This window comes from Clostridium sp. 1001271B_151109_B4, from assembly GCF_015670405.1.
Taxonomy (GTDB): domain Bacteria; phylum Bacillota; class Clostridia; order Clostridiales; family Clostridiaceae; genus Clostridium.
This window is the reverse complement of record NZ_JADPBQ010000044.1, coordinates 1-2,932: the sequence shown is the minus strand read 5'-3', so window position 1 is coordinate 2,932 and position 2,932 is coordinate 1. Positions and strand designations below refer to the sequence as shown.

Below are 2,932 nucleotides of genomic sequence, written 5' to 3'. Positions count from 1 at the left end.
AATAGATATTAATTTTAGCATTAAAAATGACTCTTATAAATGTTGATATGTAATTCAAGGTACTTAGATTTATACTAAGTACCTTTTTGTTATATATGATCATAATTAATAAAATATTAAGCATCTCAATTATTCACTTGAAGAAGAATGATAAAATTACTACATAAAATAAAATTAATTTATTTGTATTAAAGAGTAATAAATAAAAGCAGTATATTTATATATAAGTAAATTATTTTATAGGATGTATAAAGATAAAGAAGTATTATTTTAAAATGAAATATATGGAAGGGTATGTAATAATATGGTAAAATTTAGTGTGAGGTGATTAAAATGAAAAAAATCTTAAGTATTATATCAATAGCAATATTTTCAGTACTATTAATATCATGTAGCCAAAAAGATAATAAAATCACTAATGAAAATATAAATGCCACATTAATATGCCCGGATGGACTACCAGCTATAGCAATAAGTAATTTGATATCTGATGAAGAAAATGATAAAGAGATTAGTATAAATTATTCAATAGAAAAGACAACAGATACGCTTTTATCAGAGTTAATGAAGGGGGAGTCTGATTTAGCGATAGTGCCTTCAAACTTGGCATTACAAGCTTATAAAAAAGACTTGGGTTATAAGATTGCAGGAACAGTTGGATGGGGTTCATTATATTTAGTATCAACAGAAGAAGTAGATAGTTTATTAGATTTGGAAGGGTGCGAAATATATAATACAGGTAAGGGGCTTACACCTGATATAGTGTTTAAAAATATATTAGATAATAATAATGTTAATGAAAATAATATTACTTTTTCATATGTTGGAGCAGCATCTGAGCTTGCGCCATTAGTTATAAGTGGTCAAGCTAATTATGCAGTATTACCAGAGCCAGTATTATCAACTGTAATGGCTAAAAATGAGAATATAAAAATAATATGTAGCTTAAATGATGAATGGAAAAAAATATATGATGTTGAAAATGGATATCCACAATCAACATTATTAATTAAAGAAGAGTTCTATAATAAAATAAAAGATTCAGGATTATATGATGAAATTATAGACAAATTTATTGATGCTGAGGAGTGGGCAATAAATAATTCTCAATTAGCAGCAGAGCAGTGTGAAAAGCTAGGTATAACTGTAAATAGAGATGTTATTGATGAAGCATTAAAAAATAGTAATTTAGCCTTCACAAGAATAGAAAATTGTGAACAAGAATATGAAACTTATTTTTCTATTATAGATGAAAATAATAAAGGAGATAATGGAGGATATGACGCAATATTCATTAAGAAATAAAAAGTATTTAATGATTTCTATTGCCGTAATTATATTTATTTGGCAAGTAGTAGCTATTATTTTTAATAATAGGCTACTTTTGCCTTCCTTTTTTGATGTTTTAAAGGAGATGTATAGAATAATATTAAAAGATAAATTTTTATTGTTAATACTTAATAGCATGTTAAGATGTATAAAAAGCTTTATAGTATCTATAATAGCTTCGGTAATTTTAGGGGTTAGTAGTTATTTTAGTAAGTTGATATATAATTTTTTATATCCAATAACAGTATTTTTAAAAGCAATACCAACTATGGCATTTATAGTACTATTATTAATATGGACTTCTAAAGATTTTGCACCAACGATAATAGGTATAGTAATTTCATTTCCAATTTTTTATGAAGCAACTTTGAATTCATTACTTAATATTGATGAGGGATTATTACATATGGTCACAGTCTATAGAGTATCAAGGATTGATAAACTAAGAGTTATAATAATACCTGTAATTTGGATACAAATTAAAAAGATATTAACTTCAACAATATCTTTAATATTTAAAGTGGTAATATCTGGTGAAGTATATTCTCAGCCACAATATGGGATAGGATCTAATATACAATTTGAAAAGATACAATTGAATACTGCTGGGGTTATTGCATGGATGATTATAATAGCATTCATAGTTTATATTTTTGACTTTATGATGGATAAGAGTTTTAATAGGGGCGGTAATAATGATAATAAAAAATATAAATTTTAAATATGATAACAATGAAATATATAAAAATTTTAATATAGAATTAAAAAGGGGAAAGATAAACTGCATTATTGGAAAATCAGGGTGTGGTAAAACAACATTATTAAATTATATTTCCCAAAAATATTATATTGAAGATAAAAAAATAGCTTTTGTTTTTCAAAATGATAATTTAATTCCTTGGGAAAGTGTATATGGAAACTTAAGAATTATTGCGAAACAGTACTTTGAAAAAGATAAAATAGAAAAAGAAGTAGATAAAGTTTTAAGTGATGTTGGATTAATAGAATTTAAAAATAGTTATCCTAATGAACTAAGTGGTGGAATGAGGCAAAGAATAAATTTTGCACGGGCGCTAATAGGAAATCCAGAAATAATATTATTGGATGAACCTTTTAAGTCTTTAGATATTAAAAGTAAATACAAAATGGTTGATCTAATAATGGAATTAAGAAATAAAATTAATGCTACTATTATATTAGTAACACATAATATAGATGAAATAATAAGGTTATCAGATGTTTTGTATTTATTAGGGGGAAGACCAGTAAGGATATTAGAAAGTGCTGAAGGAAAGGATATAAAAAAAATTGTAGAAAATTTATATAAATCTATTGACGAGTTTAGCTAATAGTGTTAAGATAAAACACGTCGCTGATGATTAAGTGGTTAAATAACTTATAAAATAAGTTGTTGACAATCAACTTTTGAAGTGATAAGATAATCCTTGTCGATTACGAAACATAACAAAAACTTTTAAAAAAAGTATTGACATGAATCGTAACAGATGATAAGATAAGTAAGTCGCTTCGGTGCGACAGAGTAAATGGTCTTTGAAAATTGAACAGAATATAGTTAAAGTAAACCAGCAATTCTTTTGAGAGT

At 25.4% G+C, this 2,932-nt stretch carries 3 protein-coding genes; all 3 read left to right on the top strand.

The window, feature by feature from the left end; translation table 11 throughout:
* The first annotated feature begins 333 nt into the window (after positions 1-333).
* The 3 genes from I4V63_RS15385 to I4V63_RS15375 are packed head-to-tail and all read left to right on the top strand — an operon-like array spanning position 334 to position 2,678.
* A complete protein-coding gene (locus I4V63_RS15385) occupies positions 334-1,305 on the top strand; it encodes an ABC transporter substrate-binding protein (RefSeq protein ID WP_196002096.1) in 972 nt (323 codons plus the stop codon).
* Positions 1,271-2,050 (top strand): ABC transporter permease subunit, encoded by a 780-nt coding sequence (locus I4V63_RS15380; RefSeq protein WP_243280535.1) that lies wholly within the window; start codon positions 1,271-1,273, stop codon positions 2,048-2,050. The genes I4V63_RS15385 and I4V63_RS15380 overlap by 35 nt, the downstream gene beginning before the upstream one ends.
* Complete coding sequence (locus tag I4V63_RS15375) at positions 2,025-2,678, top strand: ABC transporter ATP-binding protein (protein WP_196002095.1); 654 nt, start codon at positions 2,025-2,027, stop codon at positions 2,676-2,678. Before I4V63_RS15380 ends, I4V63_RS15375 begins: the two co-directional genes overlap by 26 nt.
* The last annotated feature ends 254 nt before the right edge of the window (positions 2,679-2,932 follow it).